This is a genomic window from Pseudomonas hefeiensis (assembly GCF_030687835.1).
In the GTDB taxonomy this organism is placed as follows: domain Bacteria; phylum Pseudomonadota; class Gammaproteobacteria; order Pseudomonadales; family Pseudomonadaceae; genus Aquipseudomonas; species Aquipseudomonas hefeiensis.
The window spans coordinates 4,076,280-4,099,721 of the sequence record NZ_CP117449.1; the positions used below are offsets into that span (position 1 = coordinate 4,076,280).

General features: G+C 53.3%; 26 protein-coding genes. 10 read left to right on the plus strand and 16 right to left on the minus strand.

The genetic code is table 11. The annotated features are described in order from the left end of the window. Window positions 1-36: 36 nt before the first annotated feature. From PSH57_RS18245 to PSH57_RS18265, 6 genes are all read right to left on the minus strand, one after another. Window positions 37-1,638: a DUF1302 domain-containing protein gene (locus tag PSH57_RS18245; protein ID WP_305384627.1), complete on the minus strand. Its 1,602-nt coding sequence runs from the start codon at window positions 1,636-1,638 to the stop codon at window positions 37-39. Between the two features lie 754 nt (window positions 1,639-2,392). Next, window positions 2,393-2,572, minus strand: a complete 180-nt coding sequence (locus PSH57_RS29365; RefSeq protein WP_422766045.1) for a transporter — start codon at window positions 2,570-2,572, stop codon at window positions 2,393-2,395. After that, window positions 2,547-3,296, minus strand: a complete 750-nt coding sequence (locus PSH57_RS18250; RefSeq protein WP_305444697.1) for a SphA family protein — start codon at window positions 3,294-3,296, stop codon at window positions 2,547-2,549. Before PSH57_RS18250 ends, PSH57_RS29365 begins: the two co-directional genes overlap by 26 nt. A 77-nt stretch (window positions 3,297-3,373) precedes the next feature. Next, window positions 3,374-3,733, minus strand: a complete 360-nt coding sequence (locus PSH57_RS18255) for a Rieske (2Fe-2S) protein (RefSeq protein WP_305390421.1) — start codon at window positions 3,731-3,733, stop codon at window positions 3,374-3,376. A 19-nt stretch (window positions 3,734-3,752) separates the two neighbouring features. Then, window positions 3,753-4,679 carry a VOC family protein gene (locus PSH57_RS18260; RefSeq protein ID WP_305384630.1) on the minus strand — a complete coding sequence of 309 codons (927 nt, stop codon included), beginning with the start codon at window positions 4,677-4,679 and terminating at the stop codon, window positions 3,753-3,755. Between the two features lie 95 nt (window positions 4,680-4,774). Next, window positions 4,775-5,773: a fumarylacetoacetate hydrolase family protein gene (locus PSH57_RS18265; protein WP_056723240.1), complete on the minus strand. Its 999-nt coding sequence runs from the start codon at window positions 5,771-5,773 to the stop codon at window positions 4,775-4,777. Between the two features lie 293 nt (window positions 5,774-6,066). On the opposite strand from PSH57_RS18265, the gene PSH57_RS18270 reads away from it, so the two are divergent. Continuing rightward, a complete protein-coding gene (locus PSH57_RS18270) occupies window positions 6,067-6,663 on the plus strand; it encodes a TetR/AcrR family transcriptional regulator (protein ID WP_305384637.1) in 597 nt (198 codons plus the stop codon). A gap of 102 nt (window positions 6,664-6,765) precedes the next feature. On the opposite strand, the gene kce is transcribed toward PSH57_RS18270, so the two are convergent. From kce to PSH57_RS18305, 7 genes are all read right to left on the minus strand, one after another. After that, entirely contained in the window at window positions 6,766-7,638 is an 873-nt protein-coding gene (gene kce / locus PSH57_RS18275; RefSeq protein ID WP_236709716.1) for a 3,5-dioxohexanoate:acetyl-CoA acetone transferase, read from the minus strand. 50 nt (window positions 7,639-7,688) lie between these two features. Then, entirely contained in the window at window positions 7,689-8,231 is a 543-nt protein-coding gene (locus tag PSH57_RS18280; RefSeq protein WP_305415966.1) for a cupin domain-containing protein, read from the minus strand. A 51-nt stretch (window positions 8,232-8,282) separates the two neighbouring features. Next, window positions 8,283-8,753: a PaaI family thioesterase gene (locus PSH57_RS18285; RefSeq protein ID WP_305384640.1), complete on the minus strand. Its 471-nt coding sequence runs from the start codon at window positions 8,751-8,753 to the stop codon at window positions 8,283-8,285. An 11-nt stretch (window positions 8,754-8,764) separates the two neighbouring features. Further along, complete coding sequence (locus PSH57_RS18290) at window positions 8,765-9,754, minus strand: fumarylacetoacetate hydrolase family protein (protein WP_305384642.1); 990 nt, start codon at window positions 9,752-9,754, stop codon at window positions 8,765-8,767. A gap of 13 nt (window positions 9,755-9,767) precedes the next feature. Continuing rightward, window positions 9,768-10,613: an ABC transporter substrate-binding protein gene (locus PSH57_RS18295; protein WP_305384644.1), complete on the minus strand. Its 846-nt coding sequence runs from the start codon at window positions 10,611-10,613 to the stop codon at window positions 9,768-9,770. Between the two features lie 96 nt (window positions 10,614-10,709). After that, window positions 10,710-11,669, minus strand: a complete 960-nt coding sequence (locus PSH57_RS18300; RefSeq protein WP_305384646.1) for a PDR/VanB family oxidoreductase — start codon at window positions 11,667-11,669, stop codon at window positions 10,710-10,712. Window positions 11,670-11,754: 85 nt separating this feature from the next. Beyond that, window positions 11,755-13,002, minus strand: coding sequence for a Rieske 2Fe-2S domain-containing protein (locus PSH57_RS18305; RefSeq protein ID WP_090454420.1), 1,248 nt, complete (start codon window positions 13,000-13,002; stop codon window positions 11,755-11,757). Window positions 13,003-13,283: 281 nt separating this feature from the next. Here PSH57_RS18305 and PSH57_RS18310 point away from each other — a divergent pair, with 281 nt between their 5' ends. Beyond that, on the plus strand, window positions 13,284-13,847 hold the full coding sequence (locus tag PSH57_RS18310) for a MarR family winged helix-turn-helix transcriptional regulator (protein WP_305384648.1): 564 nt from the start codon (window positions 13,284-13,286) through the stop codon (window positions 13,845-13,847). Window positions 13,848-13,906: 59 nt separating this feature from the next. Here the strand turns inward: PSH57_RS18310 and hpaR (PSH57_RS18315) are convergent, their stop codons facing one another. Further along, window positions 13,907-14,329 carry a homoprotocatechuate degradation operon regulator HpaR gene (hpaR, locus tag PSH57_RS18315; protein ID WP_077431813.1) on the minus strand — a complete coding sequence of 141 codons (423 nt, stop codon included), beginning with the start codon at window positions 14,327-14,329 and terminating at the stop codon, window positions 13,907-13,909. Window positions 14,330-14,454: 125 nt separating this feature from the next. Beyond that, a complete protein-coding gene (gene hpaA / locus PSH57_RS18320; RefSeq protein ID WP_305384649.1) occupies window positions 14,455-15,357 on the minus strand; it encodes a 4-hydroxyphenylacetate catabolism regulatory protein HpaA in 903 nt (300 codons plus the stop codon). A 177-nt stretch (window positions 15,358-15,534) separates the two neighbouring features. Between hpaA and PSH57_RS18325 the strand changes: the two genes are divergently transcribed. From PSH57_RS18325 to hpaI, 8 genes are all read left to right on the plus strand, one after another. Further along, window positions 15,535-16,209, plus strand: coding sequence for a fumarylacetoacetate hydrolase family protein (locus PSH57_RS18325; RefSeq protein WP_305384653.1), 675 nt, complete (start codon window positions 15,535-15,537; stop codon window positions 16,207-16,209). Continuing rightward, window positions 16,206-16,976: a fumarylacetoacetate hydrolase family protein gene (locus PSH57_RS18330; protein ID WP_305384656.1), complete on the plus strand. Its 771-nt coding sequence runs from the start codon at window positions 16,206-16,208 to the stop codon at window positions 16,974-16,976. The genes PSH57_RS18325 and PSH57_RS18330 overlap by 4 nt, the downstream gene beginning before the upstream one ends. A gap of 5 nt (window positions 16,977-16,981) precedes the next feature. Beyond that, complete coding sequence (hpaE, locus tag PSH57_RS18335) at window positions 16,982-18,442, plus strand: 5-carboxymethyl-2-hydroxymuconate semialdehyde dehydrogenase (RefSeq protein WP_095152394.1); 1,461 nt, start codon at window positions 16,982-16,984, stop codon at window positions 18,440-18,442. A 107-nt stretch (window positions 18,443-18,549) separates the two neighbouring features. Continuing rightward, window positions 18,550-19,407, plus strand: coding sequence for a 3,4-dihydroxyphenylacetate 2,3-dioxygenase (gene hpaD, locus PSH57_RS18340; RefSeq protein ID WP_090454411.1), 858 nt, complete (start codon window positions 18,550-18,552; stop codon window positions 19,405-19,407). Window positions 19,408-19,469: 62 nt separating this feature from the next. Next, a complete protein-coding gene (locus tag PSH57_RS18345; RefSeq protein WP_090454409.1) occupies window positions 19,470-19,862 on the plus strand; it encodes a 5-carboxymethyl-2-hydroxymuconate Delta-isomerase in 393 nt (130 codons plus the stop codon). A gap of 43 nt (window positions 19,863-19,905) precedes the next feature. Next, on the plus strand, window positions 19,906-21,210 hold the full coding sequence (locus PSH57_RS18350; RefSeq protein ID WP_090454407.1) for an MFS transporter: 1,305 nt from the start codon (window positions 19,906-19,908) through the stop codon (window positions 21,208-21,210). A 12-nt stretch (window positions 21,211-21,222) separates the two neighbouring features. Beyond that, complete coding sequence (gene hpaH, locus PSH57_RS18355) at window positions 21,223-22,026, plus strand: 2-oxo-hept-4-ene-1,7-dioate hydratase (protein WP_090454405.1); 804 nt, start codon at window positions 21,223-21,225, stop codon at window positions 22,024-22,026. An 18-nt stretch (window positions 22,027-22,044) separates the two neighbouring features. Further along, on the plus strand, window positions 22,045-22,845 hold the full coding sequence (hpaI, locus tag PSH57_RS18360) for a 4-hydroxy-2-oxoheptanedioate aldolase (protein WP_090454403.1): 801 nt from the start codon (window positions 22,045-22,047) through the stop codon (window positions 22,843-22,845). 63 nt (window positions 22,846-22,908) lie between these two features. Here hpaI and hpaR (PSH57_RS18365) read toward each other — a convergent pair whose 3' ends face one another. Further along, on the minus strand, window positions 22,909-23,331 hold the full coding sequence (gene hpaR, locus PSH57_RS18365; protein ID WP_056723279.1) for a homoprotocatechuate degradation operon regulator HpaR: 423 nt from the start codon (window positions 23,329-23,331) through the stop codon (window positions 22,909-22,911). Between the last annotated feature and the right edge of the window lie 111 nt (window positions 23,332-23,442).

Genomic DNA, 23,442 nt, shown 5'->3' on the forward strand with positions numbered 1-23,442 from the left:
ACTGAATTTAATTCGAGAAATCATGTTCAAGTCCTCTTAGAAAGTGCTCTTGATAGAGAAGGCCAGGTAATCCCGATCTTTAAATGATTGCTTATAATTAAACTGGCTGGCCTCATTGAGCGTAGTGTCAGATGGACCGTAATAATGTGTGTACGTCAAACCACAAGTGACACGATCAAGGTAGGTGGCGGTTACACCGATATTGAAATCACCACCTTTATCAGGACCGAAAGCGCCAACTACTGCCGACTTACCCATAGGGAAGTAGCTGACACCTAGCGGAACACCAAGATCGACGCCCGGGAAGACCTGACGATAAGTTGGTGTATACACCAACTTGAGCCCTACCCCGTCATCTGTAGCATTCGGATCCAGTGCTGATCGGTTTTCAGTAACCTTCAACAAACGGTTCCAGGCAATTTCACCGATCAAGCTGGCCTCATTGGATATGAAAGTTGGCTCGAGAGATGCGAGCACGTTCAAATTCACGTGGGCAGTCCGCCCGACCGCGTAAAGTGGATGATTGTCATTGTCAGCGTCTACATCTGGCAGTACGACCTGACCATTCGATACCAGGGGCATATTCCAGCGCATAGACGCTTCCCCGGCAAAGTTATACTCACCCACTGACGTGGTAAAACTTGCGCCCAGTGCGCGTATATCCTCCGGATACACCCAGAAGAACTCACCTACTTGTCCGGTTGCAAAATTAGGGGCGCCTACGCCAGGACGGAGGTACAACTGCGGGGTTTTATCATGGTATTGGATAGCATAAAGCCCGTAATCAACAGTTTCAGCTGCATAGCGTAACTGCAGGCCACCCTGTCCAGAACTCCGGGCTTTTTTGTCCTTACCATGAAAAAAGGCCGCAGGGCTGCTTGGATTACCACCGAGAAAATCAGGGAATGGCTCCCCGACAATCAGGCGCTCAGCCCCCTCTCCCATCATGTCGAGGGTGGAAAAATAGCTACCCGCCGCAGGTAATCGTGTTTCTTCCCACTCAAACTGATAGAACGCACCCAACGAAAGCGCATCAGTAAGTTGGTAGGAAGTAGACAACTGACTAACTGGTCTGGTGATTTCCTTGAACTGGGTGTTGGGTACTGAGATAGCCTTTACCACGTCCACCGGAGCCATTCCGCCAGCAATCCCGTTGGCCCCGAAAAACAGACTTTCCCCCCAAATCAGGCCATGCCGACCCAAACGAAAGGACAAAGCTCGATCCGCAACTTCACCATTCCAATAGACGAATGCATCTAATAACTCACCATCACCGCCGTGCAGATGTCGAGTGTCATCAGTGAATTCATCATAGGCAACCGAAACCTGATTCGCGCGCGCGGGGTTGTTGTTATCGTTGTCCTTCTGGTATTCGGTGTCGAACCAGGCTGCTCCGCTTAGACGACCACCAAAATTACGGTAACCGATATCCATTTCCGAGAGCAGGTCAAAACGGTTAGAGATAAGGCCCTTATCAAAAGCACGGTCACCGTCATCCTGGTTCAGGCTAACTTCGCTTTTCGAAAGCTTGCTGCTTGGGTCCTTCAGACGCCATGCAGAACTATACTTGAGGGTGTTATCCCAGCGTGCACTAAGATCATTGTCGCCCGTATCAATTTGAAATGCACTGGCACTCATCGATATCACACTCAGCGCACCGCCTGCTAGAACGCATGATAGGAACTTTGGCCGCCCTGAAGGCGACGGATATGAGTACGCAGTAGACTTTATTACACGCATATACGAACCTCTTTTGTTTTTGTATTAGGCTTCGCTAAACTTAAATTATGCTACTTAACCGCTCCTTCCGAAACGCATATACCTATCCGGGTCTCACCGAGCACCAGCGATATGACCATCCCCATTAGATTTAACAATACGGGACGTTTCGTATACTTACAGCTATCAACCTGGTCTGTCAAGCCCAGGGTGATGTGTTTTGCCTACGGATCCCTGTTGGGGGGCTGGCATACCGTGACCCTGGCAGCGTATAAATCCGAGGATCCACCAACAGAAAGCCCTGTAAGGCAGATAGTTATGATTTTTTGAGGTTTGAAAGTTTCAGCCCCCTTTCCTGCCGGGTAAACAGACACGCGCAAGCGTAATCTTCACCGTTCATCTGCTAAGTGGCAACAATTACAAGAAAAACGGAACGTACCGTTTAATACGTATCCATTTTTGTTATGTTCTGCAAGCTAACTTTCGAGAAAGTTAAAGTTTAGAGTTCAAACTGAAAGGCATAAAATAGCGTCAGGTATCGTTTCTCTATGCCTAAGAATCGATACGTGCTGAATGGCAGATGGCGTCGAGGGCAGTAAAGCTAAATCGCCACAATGATTTTATTAAAAAAAACGCTTGCACTAGAAGCCAAGCGTAAAATTGCAGCACCTAATTAAAATTTAAACATTCCATTGAGCATCACTGTGTCGCCTTCCGAAGTATTTCGAGCATAAACATCTTTTTGATAGCCGAGTACTACTCCAAAATCCCGACTTGCGTAACCCACTTGCGGGCCGACCTTTATGGATCTTGTTCGATTACCTATATCATCCCCCGTGGGACTGGTCATCATTCAACTGAGTCGACAAATATCCACCAATACCTGCCAGCCAATTCTGGGTCAGCCGATAGTTAAATCCATAGTCTGCAACGACCTGCACTCCAGATTTATAGTCAGTCTTTGGATTTTCGTAGCTATAGTTGACACTGATCTTCGAGCTGACCTCAACTTGAGGCATTGGAAACCACGTAAAGGCGTAAGCAGCATAAATTGCCTTACTATTGTTTCCTGGATTAATCAAGGCGTGTTCATCATATTTCCCCCAAGGCGCTACAAAATCCAACTCCAGGTTATGAAGATAGGTTGGAGACTGCCAGCTGACCAAGGCACCGAATAATGGGTCGCCCATTCCATTCGAGGAGTCTCTACCAAATGCTCCCAATGCAGGAATATCCAGGTGACCAGCAACGTAAGGAACTGCGAGCTGCAATGAGACGTTCCCGCCAAGTAGTGTTGGCCCATCAAGCGTGTGTACTAATCTCAAAGCATGCGAGTGAACTCTTCCTTTAGCCTTTTGAAATACCTTATTTCCTTGCCCATCTCGAATCGAATCTATGGCAACGGTTTTATTGTATGTATAGGCATGGGTTTCACCTGGAGCACCTACTGCCCCACTCATGACAGTTACAATACCCAATGGATAACTGGAAGCACCTCCTTCAAGCGCCATCGAGTTGGCGGCAAGTAGCAATACACCCAAAAAAATCACCAGGCGAAAATCAGCTGGAGTCTTCATCACACGTTCCTTTCTTGTTTTTGTTTTTGGCAATGGAAATTGACGCAGTCAAATAACATAAGGATTTGCCAAAAATCCTATGGATGCGGCTCTTCCAGTAAAAATATTTCTTTCATCTCAGTAATTTCCAAACTCACAGGTGTCAAACGCAAGCCGGTACAGGGGCCTTTTATGCACAAACCCGAACTAATTTCAAACAACGCACCATGACCACTACAAACGATATGACTGGACTCGCTGTCGAGATATCGATTCTTGCGAACTGGCATAGTTGAACCGGGCCAATGGGGACAAGAATTTTTATAGCCATAGATATTTCCGCCGTCATTGACTAAAAATATGTCGTCGGGACCTGTGCTTTCCTTTCTAAACCCCAAAGATTGGCCTGGCGCAATTTGCTCGAGATGGCAAAGCCTGCGGCGATCAGATTTTGCCATCTTCAACTTACCCCCCTTATTAATCAGACTTGCCGCCAGGAGCCCATTTTTCACGCCATTGGAACAGGAACACCTGGGAGTTATCCATGATTGCAGGAGCTACGCGCGGCGACCAGTCATCGTCGTGCTGATCCATATCGGCGTCGTACTCGATGTGGCAGCCCAATGGGGTATTGAAGTACCAGAACCAGTTAGACCCAAACTTATGTCGCCCCGGCCCCCAATATGACTCATAACCTTTAGCTGCAAACGCATAGCCGGCTTGCAGTACTTCCTGAGGCCCCCCCATATGGAAGGTAAAGTGCTCGCATCCCTGCAAATGCGGCGGGGTTTGAATGAAGAAAAGCGTGTGGTGGTCGAAAGTACCCGCAGGACGCAGAAATGGACCCATCCCGACAAATTTGTCGGTGAGTTTGAAGCCCAGACGATCCGCATAGAAGCGCTCGGCCTTTTCGATATCTGGAACGAAATAAACAACGTGGGAGAGCGTTCGTGGCTTGGGGGCGAGCTCGGAACTTTCATCCACACCGGTTTTGTTCGCAGGACGGTGAATATCTCCCGGCGCGTTTACGCGCTCGGCGGGCAGTTTGTGCGGCTTTCTGATCGAAACTTGAAAGCCCAGAGCGAATCCGAGATCGTCCACTAACTCCAGCGAACCATCGGCCAGAACCTTGACTTCACGCTCGCCCTCGAATTCCTTCCGGATGCTCGCGAGAGTCGCGATGTCTTTTACGCCATACATTGTCTTGCGCAACATGTTTGCGGTCGGCAAATTCCAGGCAGGGAGCGACGGATCGTCACGATGCTTGATAACTACACCAGTTCCATCCAATGCTTCAAAGCGTCCGGCCCCTACCGGCTCAAGGCCGTAATCTTCCAAGAAGCGCTCACTGAGCGCGACATCGTCAACACCAAAATACAAAGTGTCCGGTCCAAGGATGTTCATTTCAACACCTATCAAAGAATGCGTTTTTCTTATGTCAGGCCAGAACCATTGCCGGGCCTGAGATCTCTGATGCGCGCGTGAGTTTCAAATACACGTCACATGAATGGCTTGCGCTCTTCAGGCCACCATAGACCGGAAATAGGTTGTCCCATCTTGTTGCGCAGAGTTCCGACGCCATCAACGATAATTTCGACGACATCACCGGGCTGGAGCCTACGATCGAGCTCCAAAGCTGAACCACCGCCCATCGTACCCGAGCCGATTACATCGCCCGGCACGATGGCTTCACCAAGGCTAGCCCAGGCAATCAGCTCGCCAATTGTCCAAAGTTTATTGGAGCTGTCACCCTTACCCCAAGTCTCGCCATTGACGCGGACTTCCATGCCGATCCGGTCCAAATCTTTGAATTCATCGACGGTGGTAATCCAAGGCCCGATACCGTAGGCGAAGTCTTTACACTTGGTGGGACCCATCCCAATTGGCATTTCGACCGCCTGACAATCGCGGGCACTAAAGTCATTGAAGATGGTGATACCGAACAGGTGATCAAGCGCGTTTTCAGGGCGCAGACTTTCTCCACGCTTTCCGATGACGTAACCAAGCTCCAGTTCGTAGTCCATGTGCTGGATGTATCCTGGCCACGGAACTTCCGCTTCATGCCCAATCACCGTATGCGGCGTACCTTTGAAATAGCCGGGCACCTTCAGAAGATTTGGAGTGGGCGGCTGGCCAATTTTTTCATGGAAGCCTTTGATGTGGCCCACGAATGTCAGTCCATCTCGCACCACAGAAGGATCCGAGGCTGGCAACCACTGCACGCTATCGAATGAGATTGAATGTGCATCTGGCCGCTTAGCATTGATCTTTTCTGCTGCCTCGATAAACGGCGTGCCCAATGCAATTGCCGCCGACATGCTGCCAGGGAAAACAGCATTTGCGTATTGCAGAGCGCTTTCCCGGGAAGAACCGCCCTTGACCAGCTGCTCATGGAGCGCGCGCTTCAGGTCAATGACCCGATGCTCCTCTGGAACTACCAGCACCAAGCGGGCTTCCGCACCGTCGGGCCCGTTAACAGAAATTCGGCCTAGCTTCATGTGATTTCCCTCTTTTTATTGACTTGAACGAGCCTGAATCAGCTTTGCAAGATTCAAAGCTAAACGACACGCACCGTTTTGTAAAGAGCAAAAATCGGTACAATCTAGAAGATTTCGCTGCTACGCCAAGCTGTGGCGCAGACAGATCAGCAGGAGCCGGGAAGTGAAGCAGTCGGATTGATAATTTTGGCAGACAACAAATATACTAATCGTATCGTTTTGTTTCATTTATAAGTTCGTGCAATGAATGATTGTCAGACCTTCTCCAGACCGCAGCGCCAAGGAACACATCAATGCAGGTTAAGAAAACCTCAATGCCTACTGGACGCCCCCGTAGTGAAGCGACACGCCGACTGATCCTGGATGCTGCTATCAGCCTCCTCCAGGACAAATCGATTCAAGCAATCTCTATCGAAGCGATAGCACGAGAGGCAGGAGTGAGTAAGGCGACCATTTATCGATGGTGGGAATCCAAGGCTTCCGTCGTGATCGATGCGTTTATCGAGCAACACTTGGTTAAAACAACGCTTCCTCGAGGCATGCGCCCACGCGAGGCCATAACGCACCATTTCCGTTCTTTCGTAACGCAGTATTCAGGATGGCCCGGCCGGCTCGTCGCTCAAATTGTTGCTGAAGGTCAATCTGATCCAACCATCCATCGCGTCTTCCGTGAGCGATTTCATTACGGTCGAAGAGCAGTCGTCAGAGAGATGCTTGAAGAATGGAAAAAAAGCGGCGACATTTCAAAAGGTGCAGATGTCGAAGTACTCATGGATTTGATCTATGGGCCGGTTTATATGCGCCTGATGATAGGTCATGCCCCTCTGGACGAGTCCTTTGCTGAATCACATATCAATTACATATGCGCATTGCTGGGCTCTAGATCCTGAAAATCGCGATGATTACCATACTAAAAAGCCGGCCTTATGGCCGGCTTGTGTATTTCACAATACAGGGTGGGCCGTCTCTGGATGACCCTTATGAATACCGAATTAGAAAGCAGTATTTGTCTTTCCTTTCAACGCGAGTATTTCCCTTGCCTCTTGAGGTGTAGCAATTTCAAACCCCAACTGTTCCACGATACTTCGGATTTTCCGCACTTGTGCGGCATTAGAAACCGCCAACTCACCGCGCCCGATGTACAAGCTATCTTCAAGACCCACTCTGACGTTGCCGCCCATAATGGCCGCGAGAGTCGCTAGCGACATCTGGTCTTTACCTGCGCCCAATACTGACCAGTGATACTGATCACCAAATAGACGATCTGCGGTTCGCTTCTGATGCATCACATCTTCGATATGAGCCCCCATGGCACCACGCAATCCAAAAATTGTCTGGATGAACAATGGCGGCTTAACCAGTCCTTTATCCAGGAAATACTTCAGCGTGTACAAGTGGCTGACGTCGTAACACTCGAACTCAAAGCGGGTACCGGTATCACCAATGGTTCGCAGGATCCATTCGATATCGGAAAAAGTATTGCGGAAGACCAGATCCTTTGTGGCATTAAGATGCTCCACTTCCCAGCTGTAACGCCACTCTCGATCCTTGCTGGCCATTTCGGAAAGGTTGAGGTTTATAGACCCCATGTTCAGGGAGCACATTTCCGGCTGTAGCGCTACACCCGCCGCCGCACGCTCGCTAATTGCCATTCCTGGGCCACCACCGCCCGTAGAAATGTTCACGATGGCATCCGTTTCGGCCTTAATTCTCGAGACGAATTGACGAAAGATTTCAGGGTCGCCAGTGGGACGACCATCCTCAGGGTTTCGGGCGTGAAGATGAACGATCGCCGCTCCCGCTTTTACCGCTTCGATCGCCTGATCGCCAATCTCCTGAGGAGTAACCGGGAGATGAGGAGACATCGACGGCGTATGTGCCCCGCCCGTAATAGCGGCGGTTATTATAATTTTTCTCACAGTTCTTCTCCTTCTTTCAGCGCTAACAGGACGAACAGCATTCGACAGTTACGCCCGGAACGATTCGACCAACTGTGGTTGGTTGCGCGCTGTACCAGTACGTCTCCTGGCCGCATAACGGTCTCACCGTGATCCATCATCGCGACAATCTCGCCCTCGAGTACCACGGCGTAATCAAGGGATTGCGTTTTGTGGAACCAGAAATGTCGAGGCTTTTTCTTGTCGCGCACACCTTCACTTTCAAGAAATTCCACCAACTTTTCCTGGTCATAAACTTCATCTGGCGGGAAGTCGACTATTCGAAGAAGCGAACCCTCATCAGAATGAAAACCAAATTTGTGTCCGGCTGGCGCTGGATCCAAACCGCCCGCACGCCCAACACCGGTTGCCCAGACGACCTGTGCAACCGGCTTACCAGCTTGTGCCAGAACATTTGGTGTATTGGCGTCACTGGTGATAATCGACTCACCAGCTTCGTTGTGACCAGTGACAATCCTCCGTACTGGCTTATAAGCCACTTCGGTAATGTTATTCATCATGCAACCTCAAAAACGGTTCGTTTAGTTTCGGTATTAATCAAATTTTTTGAGTCATACCGCCTTTAGGCGACTCACTGGCATAACCACAAATGTTGCTGACGAACTGGCGATCAGCACTTCTCGCTGAGGGTCATGAAGTTCGGCCCTGGCGAACGCAATTTGACGACCCACACGTTCAACTGTTGCCTTTGCTTTCAACAACGATGGCTTCGCAGCCGCCTGCATATTCACCGTAATGCTGGTAGTGGCACAGGTTTGCCCACAGGGCAGCGTGCTGAGTACTGCAAAAGCCATGGCATAGTCGAGCATGGTCATCAATGTGCCACCGGATACAACGCCATTTCCCTGAAGGGATGTTAATGGCGCTTCGAAACTAAGTTCGACAATGCCAAAGCCGCCATTAACCAACCTCGCGCCAAGTGCACTTAATCCAGCAGTCAATTCAAACGGGATGTCAAATTGGGCCTCTGAAATAGCACGCTCCAAAAAAGCTCGGTCTGGGTTGTCAATGATTTTTTGCACAAGACGTTACCTCAACCTGAATGACTGATGCAGTTCTGCCGTTGCGCACCCAGTCCGGCAATTGTGCCAACCATAATGTCGCCGTCGCGCAAGAAACGATTGTAATGAGTTCCATTACCTGCAGGGGAGCCTGTACAAATCACATCGCCGGGCAATAGCTTTGCGTACTTCGTGATGTATGCGATTTGTTGTTCAATCCCAAAAAGCATATCTGCCGTCGTCTCATCCTGCATTGTTTTGCCGGACACTGTCAGTTGCATCGAGAGGTTGTGGGGATCTTCAACGAACTGCTTGGGAACCAGATACGGACCAAGCGGAAGAAAGCCTGGCTGCCCTTTCGATCTGAGCCAGTCAGTACCGAGCATCTTGTAATCAGTGCGTGGAATGAGGTCGCGAGCCGAAATGTCATTGACGATTGTGTAACCGGCTACATAATCCATGGCATCTTCCACACGGATATTGTACCCCTCCTTGCCTATCACTACGGCCAACTCTAGCTCCCAGTCAGGCTTGCTGGTAGTGGGAGGAAGAACCAAGTCGTCATAGGCTCCCGAAATGGCAGAGACGGGCTTGGTGAATACATAGGGTTCTCCATTAGCGACCCTGTCATCCATCATGTCTTCAGCCCAAGTCCTCAATTCTTCCTTGCTTAGCCCTTCTGGACCGACATTTGAATCGACGGTCAAATCCACTACATGCTTTCGATAGTTTGCGCCTGTGCAGAACACTTGACGCGGCAGATCAACTGCAGGGCGAAACGTGAGTTGATTTTCATCATACCAGGACGACGTAATGACTTTATTGACAATCGATTCGAGCGCGGCGTAACTGGCATTCCAGTTTTCAAGTAGAGACAGCACACTTTTTTCTCGGAGAATATCAACTCCGAACTCCTCAGCCACGCGACTGACTGGGATAACCTTTGCGTCAATAACCAGGCCAGCAAAGCGTTGCTGTGGATTGGCTTTTAAAGAAAATGTACCGAGCGAGAACTTCTTCAAGTGTACCTCCGAATTATTGTAAGAATGAGCCGTCGACAACTTGCTCATAGGTAAAATCCGCGCCGGGCAACCCTAGCAACGCCCTCTGCCCAATAAGAAGCTCAAGACCCTCGCGAGAAGGCGTCAGCGTTTGAGGAAATGTATTCACCATTGCTTTTACTGCTTCGACAGGCATGCCAAGCAGCTCCAAAGCCTCTGTCAGCTTTACCGTGTCGCCAGGCATGGTCGTAAGTGTTGCGCTGAGGATGCGTACCCACGCTTTCAGCGCGTCATTCGCCTGACTCGCCGACTTCCTCACGACCAGTCCTTGACCAGGAAAATTGGTAAATACACCCTGAATCGTTGCAATAGTCTTGAGTCCCCGCTGAACCGCCATAGTGTCGAACGGTGGCCCGAGCAAGGTCGCATCACCCTCCCCCGCAACAAGAGCCGCAAACCGCTCACGCACCCCGCCAACGGGTGTCAGGCGATAATCGTCAGCGCGGAGCCCTGCTTCCTTGAGTAGCGCTCGAAGGGCAATGACAAAACCGTTCTCGGGGGCGTCCACCAGAATGTTGGCACCGCGCAAATCTGCAGGAGCGGATAGTGCCGAGGAACCGACCAGTTGTAACGGCGTGGTGGTTTCAATCTGAGCAATCACCACGAAGTCTTGTGGACCTTGCCGGCGGTTCCAGTGCAAAACGTTGTCGATTGACGTTACGACCGCGTCGACCTCTCCTGCACAGAGTGACGAGTACTGCTCATCAGACGATTGAGTCATCGAAGACTCGATACGCAAATCCGCCGGCGTTTGCCACGAGGCTGATACCGCAATAGCAGGAGGGACAAACCACATCACTCGAAGAGAGTCGTTAGACATTTTTTATTCTCGTTGAAATTACCCCACATATAAAACTATACGTACCGTATTGTCAACGAGGCGACCATCACTTGATTAAGCCGTCAGAAGGGGGTATTACAGGTCTAACACCATACGAGGTGTCTTGCTTCCCGAGCAGCAGACAAAAAGCGTCTTGCCTGCCTGCTTTTCCGCCTCGCTGAGAATTGAATCGCGATGGTCTGGCGTGCCCTCAAGCACCCGCACTTCACAAGCACCACAGATGCCTTCGCGACAGGAATGCATCATCTCAACACCGTTTTCAATCAGCGCATCGAGTATGCTTTTGCCCTGCTCCATCCTGAGAGTCTTCCCGGTCCTCGCCAGTACGATCTCATACCCACCCGACGTCGCGGCTTCCTGCAGCGGTATAAAGCTCTCGAAGTGAACCCTGCCATCAGAGATGGACAGCGCCTTTGCTTGCTCGGAATAGACCTGAATCATCCCAGCCGGCCCACAACAATAGTAATGTCGGGCTCCATCATCACCACGGAAAACCTCCTGAATGTGAGCGACGGTAGCCTCCACGTCGTACCCCAACAGCAACTGGACCTTGTCCTGGGTGATGTGGCCTTGCATCGCGTCGATCAACGCGGCGTGGTTAACACTACGAGCGAAGTAATGCAGCTCCCAGTCCATTTTTTTGCTATTCAAGTACTGCGCCATACACCAAAGCGGCGTAACCCCTATCCCACCCGCGATCAGCACAGAACGGTGCTCGCCTTCAGCAAGGGGGAACAGGTTTCTTGGCTCACTGACCTGCAACCTGTCCCCAGGACGCAAGCGTTCGTGAATCATGATCGATCCACCACGACTTTTAGGGTCTTTGGCTACCGCTATGACGTAACGATTTCTCTCGGAAGGATCGTTCAGCAAGGAGTAACTACGCAGAGGAATACCCTCTGCAATGACGTCAATGTGCGCCCCTGGAGTAAATGCAGGAAGCGTCACACCCTCCAGCCCTTTTAGCTCATACGCCAGTACCCCATCTGCCTCATGGGTGACTGATTTGATGTACACCTGGAATGTGTTTGGCATTTCGCAACCTAGCCCGAACCATGGATTGTTAGTGGAGCGTTCGGCCGCCAGCTCATCGAGCTGACGGCCTGACGGGCTGACGGGCTCAGAGATAAGTCATTCTGCGTTCTTGACGCTTCTGCTCCGTGTAGTCCTGAATGACGGTCCCAACAGGAATCATGTCAGCCAACGCTCTCAATGAACGGTAGTCGCTCGCCTGCGCCTGGACGCTGTCTTCATTGGCTTCCGATTGACGAATCCGCTCCATCAATTCACGCCGTAAACGGACAATTGCGAGATCCCCGCTACCCAGGAACTCTCGCGTCCGATCGACAATGGGAATGCTCTCGGCAACGGCGTAATCCTCAAAAATAACGCCCGGAACACCTGTCCAGCTCCGACCGGCACGCATTGCTTCGCGATCTTGCCCATAGTTGAGAAGACCTTGGCGGGACGCTGCGAAGTTGTCGTCGGACTCATCAGTACCATCCAGCGCGAAATCCGGGAGGTTTTCATCGATAGGTTGGCGCGAATCCCAATAGACATACCACTGAAGACTGCGCGTATTGTTAACCGGCACTACGATGATCAGAAATCCCGCTTCTTGTTCGGTGGTACCAATGAACGCGCTCGCCGGTGCTACAAACTCGGTCACCCGAAGGTAGTCCTGCTCCTGACCCGTGGTGCGCAACGAATACGACCGTAAGCCATACGGCTTGCTCTCGAGCGTGTACTTGGGGGTGTCGTTGCCAGTGACGAGCTGGAGCCCGGCCTGGGGAAGCTCCGGGTTCGCCGTGGTGTCATGGTGCAGCAGTCCGATATGGGCCGAGTCCATTAACGTTTCGACGTTTTGCAACCAGTTCGCTTCGTTGTAGGAAGCCCGCGGTCTGGCGTGCTTACGATCAAAATAGGTGAATGCATAATCAGTGAAGGCCGGCGCTTCGCCCTCACCCAAGTACACCCAGACAATACCGCCACCCTCTCGCACCTCGAACCCTTGCCCCTTTACTTTTTTGCAAAAAGCCTGGTCCTTCTCGGTTGGCATTTTGGTGCAGTTGCCCTGCGTGTCAAAACTCCAGCCGTGGAAGATGCAAGTCAGGCGGTTACCTTCATTTCTACCGAGCGCGAGCGAAACGCCGCGATGGGGACATGCCTCATGGAGGAATCCGACATGACCATCATCCGCGCGAAAGGCGACATATTTTTCGCATAGCAATTCGACACGTTGTGGCGTTCCTCCCGGCTCAAGCGCCTCACTGCGCAGCGCTGGAATCCATTGTCTTTTCCAATACCTGTGCAGAGGTGTGCCAGGGGAAACGTCCGTCAGCAGGCGGTTCTGTTCAGCGGTCAGCATAGCGAGCCCCGTTCTTGTTTTTTAGAAGAGCCGCAGCTAGGCGGCCAAAACTATCTTAATAACAAAGTATCTCAGTCTTTAAGATAGTTTTAGGCTATTCTCGCTTTTAGAGCTCGTCAAGAAAATTCGTTAGCATGTTAACGCTTTGCCGTGAGCGCTCCGTCGACTTCCGTGCACTGAGGTTCATCGCCTCAATGACAGCCCTTGCAGCGCCATAGCTGCAGGGCACACCCGGTTCACACTGAGGTATGATCACCTCAAAGCCACCTGATGGATTTTGCATGAGCGATTTATTGTTTCCTGCCGCCAGCCCTGAGGCCGTTGCGCAAGCATGGCGTAACGAACGTCCGGATCTGGATCACCATGGATTGGCGATTACACTCCGAATCCGAAGCCTCGCCATGTTGATCGATCACCACATAGAGGTAATCGCGGACGACCTTGAGCTGGGGATGAAGGATCTCATGCTGCTGTTCGCTTTACGGCGAAGCGGCCCGCCTTACTGCATGCGCCCTACCGATGTCTTTCGTCTGCTGAAGGTGACGTCGGGCGCCGCCACCTATCGAGCGGACAAATTGGTAGAACGCGGCGTCGCCAACCGTATTCCCGATCCACGTGATCGCCGAGGCCAATTGATTCAATTGAGTGAGGAAGGGATGCGTTTGGTAGATGTCGCTATCACCCGTCTGGCGGACTCGAGTTCAAAATGCCTCGATTCGCTCGATAGCAAAGAAGGTGAGCTTGATCAGATTGGCCATCTGTTGCATTCGTTGGAGGCCGGGTGGATGGAGATTACTCCCCTTAGTGAAAACCCGCTCGCACGCTCTGACGATTCTGGTCTGTGATGAGCAGTCCAAAACGGTGGATGAGTGGATGTCGCCGATTGGAAAAGCAGTCACCCCTTTCAGGGCTTGATCTTTTTAAGATCTTCGAGTAATTCGAGCAGTTTCTGCAATTTTTTCTCACCAAACTGCCGCTGGATCTCGAGGTAATTGCGCTCCATCCCTTCGCTCATCGACAAAAAGCATTCATGCCCTTGCTCGGTCAGATTGAGGAAAATGCGGCGCTGATCTTCAGCCGATTTCCTGCGAATGACCAGGCCGTCGCGTTCCAGGCGCTTGAGCACACCACTCATGCTGGGCTTTAGAATACAAGCCTGATGTGCCAACTGATGACTTTCCAGTTCGCCCTGTTGGCGAAGAATTCGGATGACTCGCCACTGCTGCTCGGTCAAGTCATGATCGTTCAGACCAGGACGGAAAAACGTCATAACCGCTTCGCGAGCCTGGAGCAAAGTGAGTGTCAGGGAAGGTCTGGGATTGGGCATATTGAGTGGACTATGTGAACCAGCCAACAGCTTACGGTTGGTGCTTCAGTAGCGCAACCGGCTGGAGGTCGCCGCGCACCTGTCCCCAGAAACAACCCCGCGGCAGTCACCCTAAATACAGGTCATTAGCGAAACCCCGAATGCCGCAGGCGATACTCTCCTGGCGTCATTTGTGCGTTGCGTTGGAAAAAACGATTGAAATACGCCGGATCCCTGAAACCCAGCAGGTAGCAGATTTCATTTGCCGAGCTGCCCGTGAACAACAGCAAACGCTTGGCTTCCTGCATGACCCTTTCGAACACCAGGCGTTTGGACGGCAAATCGGCAATACGCCTACAGACATCGTTAAGCCGAGCTTCGGTAACGCCAATGGCCTGCGCATAACAGCCAAGCGCCCAGTGCTCCAGATAATGCTCTTCAATCAGTGCATTGAATCGATGAAAGATCTGCAAGTCTTCACGTCGCGTAGGCGTCGCTTCGAGAGGGTTTGCGCACAATCTTAATACGCTGACCATGATCAGTCGAGTCAGGCTTAGCACCGCTGCGCTGTGACCGGCGGCCCCACCGTTCATCTCCCCTCGCAGCTCTTCGAATAAAAATGCCAGACGCCGCGATTCGCTTTGCTGCTCAGGCTTGAGGTGATCAAGCGCCACACAAGCTGCGGGAAGTTGCGGCCCCAATGCCAGCCCAGGATCGCTTTCGATCAATTGCCAGATCAACTGCTGGCGAACAGTGAGCACGTGGCCATCGCTGTCCGCCTCCGTCACGAAGGAATGGGGAATCGTCGGTGGGGTGAGAAAAAACATGGGGCCAGACTCGACGTACTGCTGATCATCGAGATAAACCCTCACCGTTCCGCTCTTGACGTAATGCACCTGAAAAAATCGATCGTGGCGGTGCACTGGCATGTTGCGACCAAAGAAACCCGCCAGGTTGCCGAGCTTGTCGTAATGCACTTCGCTATCGCTGTAACGCTGATCGTAGACCTGGCCGATGTTGATGTTAGGAATTGGATACCGATCGTTCATCACACATTTCTCATTTTTCTTGTCCCGACATCCCCCGCCCCCATGGTGCACTCGTTGCGAGTAAATCGCCATGACCGATAAGGCGCTTGACGATCATTAACATATTAATTATAACGATAACATGTTAACAATAATTAGGCCGGAGACCTCCCGTCCCGCCACTGCCAGGAGAGAAGCATGAGCCATGCCTTGCATGACATCGCGACCGGCACCTTGCTCGGTGTAGCGCTGAACTACCAGGGATTGCTGCTGAAGCGCCTTTCTGAATTCGAGCAATCGCCGTATCAAAAGCCGCCCGTCAAACCGGTTCTGTTCATCAAGACGCCCAATACGCGCAACGTACATGGCGGCGCCGTGGTGCATCCTGGTGCAGGAATTTCATTGCAGCCTGGGCCGGCTCTGGGGGTGGTGATTGGCAAAGATGCGAGTCGAGTCAGTGCTGACGAGGCTCTGGATCATGTTGCTGGCTATACCATCGTCAACGAATTCAGCCTTCCGGAAGAGAGTTACTACCGCCCTGCCGTGAAAGCAAAATGTCGCGATGGTTTCTGTGCCATCGGCCCGGAGTTCGTACCGCGTGAACAGCTTGCCAATCCTCACGACTTGACCCTGCAACTACGAGTCAATGGCGAGCTTCGACAAGAAGACTCCACCGCAAACTTCGTACGCAAGATTCCTCAGTTGATCGCCGAAATCAGCGAGTTCATGACTTTGTATGCCGGAGATGTGTTGATCACCGGCACACCTTTGGGTCGTGTCGATGTCCTGCCTGGTGACCGCGTAGACGTAGAAATCCAAGGTCTGGGATGCCTGACCAATGTCATCGTTGCCGAGCAGGAGGGCACCGTATGAAACACGCTCGTATCCGATTCGAAAGTCAAATACATTCCGTCACGGTTGATGCAGACAACATCGTGCATCTGAGGGACGGCCGCTCCCTCGGCGAAGACCAGGTCGAGTGGCTGCCACCGGCCAATGGCACTATGTTTGCCCTCGGCCTGAACTATGCCGATCACGCTGCCGAACTCGCCTTCGCGCCGCCAACCGAACCGTTGGTGTTCGTTAAATCAACGGGCACCTATACCGGCCACAATCAGATCACCTGGAGACCTGACAACGTTGCCTACATGCACTACGAGTGCGAACTGGTTGCGGTCATCGGCAAGCCTGCGTGCAACGTCAAGCGTGAAGATGCGCTGAGCTATCTGGCGGGTTACACCGTATGCAACGACTACGCGATCCGCGATTTCCTGGAAAACTACTACCGCCCTAATTTGCGGGTAAAAAACCGTGACGCCACGACCCCGGTCGGTCCATGGATTGTCGATGTTGCAGATGTCCCCGAACCAGGCAATCTGAAACTGCGCACTTGGATCAATGGTGAGCTTCGCCAGGAAGGCTCGACCAAAGACATGATCTTCGATATCCCTTACCTGATCGAATACCTGTCCAGTTTCATGACCCTGCAGCCAGGCGACATGATCGCCACCGGTACGCCCGAAGGTCTTGCAGATGTAGTTCCGGGTGATGAGGTGATCGTGGAAGTCGAAGGCGTTGGACGCCTCGTCAATCGAATTGTCAGCGAAGCGGATTTTTTCTCCGCGCGTAAAGAGGCGTGAACATTATGATCAAACATTGGATCAATGGCCGTGAGGTCGAAAGCAAAGACACCTTCACCAACTACAATCCGGCCACCGGCGAAGCGATTGGTGAAGTGGCCAGTGGCGGTGCCGAAGAAGTCGCACAAGCGGTGGCAGCGGCCAAGGAAGCCTTTCCTAAATGGGCCAATACTCCAGCCAAAGAGCGTGCACGACTCATGCGCAAACTTGGCGAGCTGATTGAGCAAAACGTTCCTCATCTGGCCGAGCTGGAGACCTTGGACACGGGCCTGCCGATCCATCAAACCAAAAACGTGTTAATTCCGCGCGCATCGCACAACTTCGATTTTTTCGCCGAAGTCTGCACTCGCATGGACGGTCACAGTTATCCGGTCGACGACCAGATGCTCAACTACACCTTGTATCAACCGGTGGGCGTTTGCGGCCTGGTGTCACCCTGGAACGTGCCGTTCATGACGGCAACCTGGAAGACAGCACCGTGCCTGGCACTGGGCAACACTGCCGTGCTTAAAATGTCCGAGCTGTCGCCGCTGACGGCCAACGAGCTGGGTCGTCTGGCCGTCGAAGCCGGTATTCCGAACGGTGTGCTCAACGTCATCCAGGGCTATGGTGCGACTGCCGGTGACGCGCTGGTTAGGCACCCGGACGTACGAGCGATCTCCTTCACCGGCGGCACCGCCACCGGCAAGAAAATCATGCAAACCGCCGGCCTGAAAAAGTATTCCATGGAGCTGGGCGGCAAGTCCCCGGTGCTGATCTTCGAAGATGCCGACCTGGAGCGTGCCCTCGACGCGGCGCTGTTCACCATCTTCTCGCTCAATGGCGAGCGCTGCACCGCCGGTAGCCGTATCTTCATTCAGGAAAGTGTTTACCCGCAGTTCGTGGCTGAGTTCGCGGCACGTGCCAAACGCTTGATCGTCGGGGATCCGCAAGACCCGAAAACCCAGGTCGGCTCGATGATCACCCAGGCCCACTACGACAAGGTCACCGGCTACATCAAGATCGGCATCGAAGAAGGCGCCACCCTCCTCGCCGGCGGTCTGGAGCGTCCAGCCAACCTGCCAGCCCACTTGAGCAGAGGTCAGTTTATCCAGCCGACGGTGTTCGCCGATGTGAACAATAAAATGCGCATTGCCCAGGAAGAAATCTTTGGTCCGGTGGTGTGCCTGATTCCGTTTAAGGATGAAGCCGAGGCCTTGCAACTGGCGAACGACACCGAATACGGCCTGGCGTCGTACATCTGGACTCAGGACATCGGTAAGGCGCATCGCCTGGCCTACGGCATCGAAGCCGGTATGGTATTCATCAACAGCCAGAACGTGCGGGACTTGCGTCAGCCGTTTGGTGGCGTGAAAGGTTCCGGCACCGGACGCGAAGGCGGCCAGTACAGCTTCGAGGTTTTCGCCGAAATCAAGAACGTTTGCATTTCCATGGGCAATCATCACATCCCTCGCTGGGGACTATGAGCAGCCGATAGCCGCTGCTGAAGGCTGCGATGAGGCGCGCATCGGCTCATCGCAGTTTTCACTGGCCGCTGAATTGAACTGACAAGAATAATTTCAGGAGAATCATCATGGGCGAAGTCGTCCTGGCTGCAAAAGTCTGTCATGTCCCGTCGATGTACCTGTCCGAGCTGCCGGGCAAACACCACGGTTGCCGTGCTGCCGCTATCGCCGGACATAAGGAAATAGGCCGTCGCGCGCGCGAACTGGGTGCCGACACTGCCGTAGTGTTCGACGTCCACTGGCTGGTGAACAGCGGCTACCACGTGAACAACGGTGAGCACTTCAGTGGTGTTTACACAAGCAATGAACTACCGCATTTCATCAAGGATATGGTTTACCACTACCCTGGCTGCCCGGAACTCGGACAACTGATCGCCGAGGAAGCCAACGCAGCCGGTGTGCGTACGCTGTCGCATAACATCCCGAGTCTGGAGTTGGAATACGGCACCCTGGTGCCCATGCGCTACATGCACATGGATGTACCTGCAGCCGAAAAACTCAAAGTAATTTCCATCGCGGCCTGGTGTGCCTGGCATCGCCTGGAAGACAGCTTCACTTTCGGCGCCGCCGTACGCCGCGCAATCGAGAAGAGCGACCGCAAAGTCCTGGTGCTGGCCTCCGGTTCTCTGTCGCATCGTTTCTCTGACGATCGCGAGGCGGAAGCCAATATCCACAACTGGACGCGTGAATTCGACAAGCAGGTCGACATGCACGTGGTCAAGCTGTGGCGTGAAGGTCGATTCAAAGAATTCTGCTCGATGCTTCCTGATTACGCCGAACACTGCTTCGGCGAAGGCAAGATGCACGACACCGCCATGCTCCTAGGTCTGCTAGGTGGTCCGGACTACAACAAGCCGGTCGAAGTCCTCACGGAGCCCTTTGGCAGCTCCGGAACCGGCCAGATCAACGCCATTTTCCCGCTCTGAATTTCGCTCAAGCGGCAGGGACGCGCCCGCCGCTCAGCGCAACTACCTCCCAGGAGGGCACGATGCCGCACTTTATTGCTGAATACACCGACAACATCGAGCAACAGGCCGACTTGCCGGGCCTTTTTGAAAAAGTCCACGCGACACTTGGGAGCAGTGGTGTATTTCCGCTGGGGGGAATCCGTAGCCGAGGCGTTCGGCTGGATACGTGGCGTATGGCCGACGGCAAACACGATTACGCCTTCGTTCACATGACGCTGAAGGTAGGCCATGGTCGCGACCTGGCGACACGCCAACAGGTCGCTGAAAAGCTGTTCGAAGTCATTACCGCCCACTTTGCACCGTTGCAGACAGAACGCCTGCTGGCGCTGTCGTTTGAAATGATCGAACTGCACCCCGAGCTGAACTTTAAGCTCAACAACGTGCATGCCTTCCTCAAGCAGCAGGCGAATTAGCAAGCCCTCTCCCATCGGCCTCTCTCACAAAAAGTACAAAATCATGAGCTTAGCCACTTCCGCTACACAGCCTTTGAGCGATGCCGCAACGTCGACTCACCGCACGGTGACCTGGCGGCTGATGCCGCTGCTGCTGGTGTGTTATCTGTTTGCTCATCTTGATCGGATCAACATTGGTTTCGCCAAGATGCAGATGGGCGCCGACCTGCAGTTCAGCGATACCGTCTACGGCTTTGGTGCGGGCCTGTTTTTTATCGCCTACGCGATGTTCGGTGTACCCAGCAACATCGCTCTGGACCGCATCGGGCCACGACGGTGGATCGCTTTGTTGATGGTCGTCTGGGGGACCCTGTCGACCAGCATGCTGTTGATCAACAGCGCTGAGGGTTTCTACGCGTTGCGCTTCTTGCTCGGCGTCGCCGAGGCCGGATTTTTCCCAGGCATTCTGGTGTACCTGAATCGCTGGTATCCGGCCAGCAGGCGCGCACAAGTAACCGCGTTGTTTGCCATTGCCGTGCCGCTGGCCGGGGTCATCGGTGGCCCTCTATCGGGTGGTATCCTGCAAGGCTTTCATGATGTCGGGGGCCTACGTGGGTGGCAGTGGATGTTCCTGATTGAAGGCGCGCCAGTCGTGCTTCTCGGCTTGCTGGTACTTAAGGTGTTGCCTGACAACTTCGAGTCGGTCAGCTGGCTGAGCAACGAGCAGAAAAACCAACTGCGCAACCAATTGGCTAGCGAAGAGCAACGCAAATCCATTCTCTCGTTTGGCGCAATCCTGCGAAATCCGCAGGTCTGGCTACTAGTGGGCATTTATTGCGCGGTCATGTTGGCGGTCAACACGCTAGCTTTCTGGATGCCTACCCTGATTCATAGCTCCGGGATTGGCAGCGACGGCAAGGTAGGCCTGCTCAGTGCCCTGCCCTATCTGGCAGGCTGCGGTTTCATGATCGCCTGCGGACGCTCATCGGACCGGCGTCGCGAACGCCGGTGGCACTTGAGTGTGCCATTGCTCATGTCAGCTCTCGGTATCGCCGTAGCCGGACTTTTGCCTGGCGATCCCTTCATGGTAATCGGCGGATTGGTGATTGCGGGTATGGGCGCGAGCGCCGCACTGCCGATGTTTTGGCAGTTACCACCCGCATTCCTGTCAAACAGTACCCAGGCGGCGGGCATCGCCTTGATCAGTTCTTTGGGAAGCATTGCCTCGTTTCTGACACCCAATCTGATTGGCTGGATGCGTGACACCACCCACAACGCCAGTCTTGCCCTCTACGTCCTCGCGACCTTGATCGTCGCAGGCGCCTTTCTAGTGCTGCGCACGCCCGCCGCCATCGTCAATCCTCATTAAGAGATCCACGTCATGCTTGATCAAGAACTCATCCAGCAAGCCGCTGCTCAACTGGACAACGCCGAACGCACTCGTGAGCAAGTCGGGCAGTTCTCCCTCGCACATCCACAGATCACCATCGAAGATGCCTATGCCATTCAGCGAGCCTGGGTGGCGCAGAAAATAAAAAACGGACGCAAGCTGGTGGGGCACAAGATTGGTCTGACCTCTCGGGCGATGCAGGTTTCATCAAATATTTCAGAACCGGATTACGGGGCGTTGCTGGACGACATGCTGTTCGACGAAGGCACCGATATCCCCTTCAATCGTTTTATCGTACCGCGGGTTGAAGTGGAGCTGGCATTCATCCTCGGCAAGCCGCTCAAAGGCCCCAACGTCACTATTTTCGATGTGCTGGATGCTACTGAATGGGTGATCCCTGCCCTGGAAATCATTGACGCGCGAATTCAGCAGATCGACCCCGAAACCAAAGCCACGCGCAAGGTCTTCGACACCATTTCCGACAATGCGGCGAACGCAGGAGTGGTCATGGGTGGGCGTGCTGTGCGCCCTCATGAGGTCGACCTTCGTAAGGTGCCAGCGGTTTTGTACCGCAATGGCGTGATCGAGGAATCAGGGGTTTCTGCCGCCGTGCTCAATCATCCCGCGAAAGGTGTCGCCTGGCTGGCCAACAAGCTAGCCCCATACGACGTCACGTTACAACCGGGGCAAATTATTCTGGGCGGGTCGTTTACCCGTCCAGTGTCTGCCAGCCCAGGCGATACCTTCCATGTCGACTACGACATGCTGGGCTCCATTTCCTGCCGCTTCGTCTGACTCCTGGAGGACTGATTCATGGATATGCCCATCAACACATTCAAGCAACGCCTGAAAAGCGGCAAAGCGCAGATCGGCCTTTGGCTCGGCCTGGCCACCCCTTACTGCGCAGAGCTGGCTGCCAATGCCGATTTCGATTGGCTATTGATCGACGGCGAGCACGCGCCCAATGACGTACGCAGCATGCTCGGCCAACTGCAGGCGATAGCGCCCTACGCAAGTCATCCGGTGATCCGCCCTGTCGCTGGCGACACGACGTTGATCAAACAGATTTTGGACATCGGCACCCAGACTTTGTTGATACCAATGGTCGAAAGCGCCGAACAAGCGCGAGAGCTGGTGCGTGCCGTGCACTATCCACCCAGTGGCGTGCGCGGTGTAGGCAGCGCGTTGGCGCGGGCGTCGCGCTGGAACAGCGTGCCCGGCTACCTGGACAAGGCTGACGAGCAAATATGCCTGCTGGTGCAGATTGAAAGCCTGAAAGGCTTGGAGAATCTGGATGCCATCGTCAACGTCGAAGGCGTTGACGGGGTGTTTATCGGCCCTGCCGACCTCAGCGCTGCGATGGGCCATCGCGGTAACCCGGGCCATCCCGAAGTTCAAGCAGTAATTGAAGACACCATCATACGAATCCGCGATGCCGGCAAAGCGCCCGGCATTCTCAGCGCCGACGAAAGATTAGCCAGACGCTACATCGAGCTCGGCGCGGCATTCGTAGCGGTCGGCGTCGACACTTCCGTACTGATGCAAGGCCTGCAAGCACTGACAAGCAAGTTCAGAAATACCCCGGCCACGATCAGTACCGGCGGTGTTTACTGATTTCAGGTAAATTGCAAATGCTCGCCGCTAGCAGACATCAATGCCAGCGGTGACCACTCCGCCTCAACGCTTCAGTGTCTTCAACTCATTGAGCAACACTAACAACGTCTGCAACTTCTCCGCGCCGTAGCGCTCCTGCAAGCGCTCATAGTTCTCTTCCATGCGCCCGCTCATACTTTCAAAGCAACGCTCTCCGGCAGCGGTCAGTTTCACCAGAACTCGGCGCTGGTCGTGTTCTGAGCGCCGTCGTTCGACCAACTCTGCGGTCTCCATCCGCGCCAGTACGCCAGTCATGCTGGGCTTGAGAATACATGCCAAGTCCGCCAAGCGATTGATCTCCAGTTCGCCCTGCTGACTGAGAATCCGCACTACCCGCCATTGTTGCTCAGTGAGGCCTATATCTTTCAGAGAAGGCCGGAAAAAACTCATGGCCACTTCCCGGGCCTGGAGCAGGTTGAGTGTCAGAGACTGTCGGTGCTTGGGCATTTAGAAACGGCTCAAAAATCAGTTAGCATGTTAATTATCTTATCACGCCGAAATAGCGATGACGTTTCTAGCGTCCATAAAAAACGGCGCATTTATGCGCCGTCCATTTAA

Excerpts from the sequence above, each read along its gene's own strand:
- PSH57_RS18265 (WP_056723240.1), bottom strand. The coding sequence starts at position 5,773 with ATGAAGCTAGGCCGAATTTCTGTTAACGGGCCCGACGGTGCGGAAGCC.
- hpaE (WP_095152394.1), top strand. The coding sequence starts at position 16,982 with ATGATCAAACATTGGATCAATGGCCGTGAGGTCGAAAGCAAAGACACC.
- PSH57_RS29365 (WP_422766045.1), bottom strand. The coding sequence starts at position 2,572 with ATGATGACCAGTCCCACGGGGGATGATATAGGTAATCGAACAAGATCC.
- PSH57_RS18260 (WP_305384630.1), bottom strand. The coding sequence starts at position 4,679 with ATGAACATCCTTGGACCGGACACTTTGTATTTTGGTGTTGACGATGTC.
- PSH57_RS18300 (WP_305384646.1), bottom strand. The coding sequence starts at position 11,669 with ATGCCAAACACATTCCAGGTGTACATCAAATCAGTCACCCATGAGGCA.
- PSH57_RS18270 (WP_305384637.1), top strand. The coding sequence starts at position 6,067 with ATGCAGGTTAAGAAAACCTCAATGCCTACTGGACGCCCCCGTAGTGAA.
- hpaD (WP_090454411.1), top strand. The coding sequence starts at position 18,550 with ATGGGCGAAGTCGTCCTGGCTGCAAAAGTCTGTCATGTCCCGTCGATG.
- hpaH (WP_090454405.1), top strand. The coding sequence starts at position 21,223 with ATGCTTGATCAAGAACTCATCCAGCAAGCCGCTGCTCAACTGGACAAC.
- PSH57_RS18280 (WP_305415966.1), bottom strand. The coding sequence starts at position 8,231 with ATGATGAATAACATTACCGAAGTGGCTTATAAGCCAGTACGGAGGATT.
- PSH57_RS18345 (WP_090454409.1), top strand. The coding sequence starts at position 19,470 with ATGCCGCACTTTATTGCTGAATACACCGACAACATCGAGCAACAGGCC.
- PSH57_RS18330 (WP_305384656.1), top strand. The coding sequence starts at position 16,206 with ATGAAACACGCTCGTATCCGATTCGAAAGTCAAATACATTCCGTCACG.
- PSH57_RS18250 (WP_305444697.1), bottom strand. The coding sequence starts at position 3,296 with ATGAAGACTCCAGCTGATTTTCGCCTGGTGATTTTTTTGGGTGTATTG.
- PSH57_RS18325 (WP_305384653.1), top strand. The coding sequence starts at position 15,535 with ATGAGCCATGCCTTGCATGACATCGCGACCGGCACCTTGCTCGGTGTA.
- hpaI (WP_090454403.1), top strand. The coding sequence starts at position 22,045 with ATGGATATGCCCATCAACACATTCAAGCAACGCCTGAAAAGCGGCAAA.
- kce (WP_236709716.1), bottom strand. The coding sequence starts at position 7,638 with ATGTCTCCTCATCTCCCGGTTACTCCTCAGGAGATTGGCGATCAGGCG.
- hpaR (WP_056723279.1), bottom strand. The coding sequence starts at position 23,331 with ATGCCCAAGCACCGACAGTCTCTGACACTCAACCTGCTCCAGGCCCGG.
- hpaR (WP_077431813.1), bottom strand. The coding sequence starts at position 14,329 with ATGCCCAATCCCAGACCTTCCCTGACACTCACTTTGCTCCAGGCTCGC.
- PSH57_RS18310 (WP_305384648.1), top strand. The coding sequence starts at position 13,284 with ATGAGCGATTTATTGTTTCCTGCCGCCAGCCCTGAGGCCGTTGCGCAA.
- PSH57_RS18245 (WP_305384627.1), bottom strand. The coding sequence starts at position 1,638 with ATGAGTGCCAGTGCATTTCAAATTGATACGGGCGACAATGATCTTAGT.
- PSH57_RS18305 (WP_090454420.1), bottom strand. The coding sequence starts at position 13,002 with ATGCTGACCGCTGAACAGAACCGCCTGCTGACGGACGTTTCCCCTGGC.
- PSH57_RS18350 (WP_090454407.1), top strand. The coding sequence starts at position 19,906 with ATGAGCTTAGCCACTTCCGCTACACAGCCTTTGAGCGATGCCGCAACG.
- PSH57_RS18255 (WP_305390421.1), bottom strand. The coding sequence starts at position 3,733 with ATGGCAAAATCTGATCGCCGCAGGCTTTGCCATCTCGAGCAAATTGCG.
- PSH57_RS18295 (WP_305384644.1), bottom strand. The coding sequence starts at position 10,613 with ATGTCTAACGACTCTCTTCGAGTGATGTGGTTTGTCCCTCCTGCTATT.
- hpaA (WP_305384649.1), bottom strand. The coding sequence starts at position 15,357 with ATGAACGATCGGTATCCAATTCCTAACATCAACATCGGCCAGGTCTAC.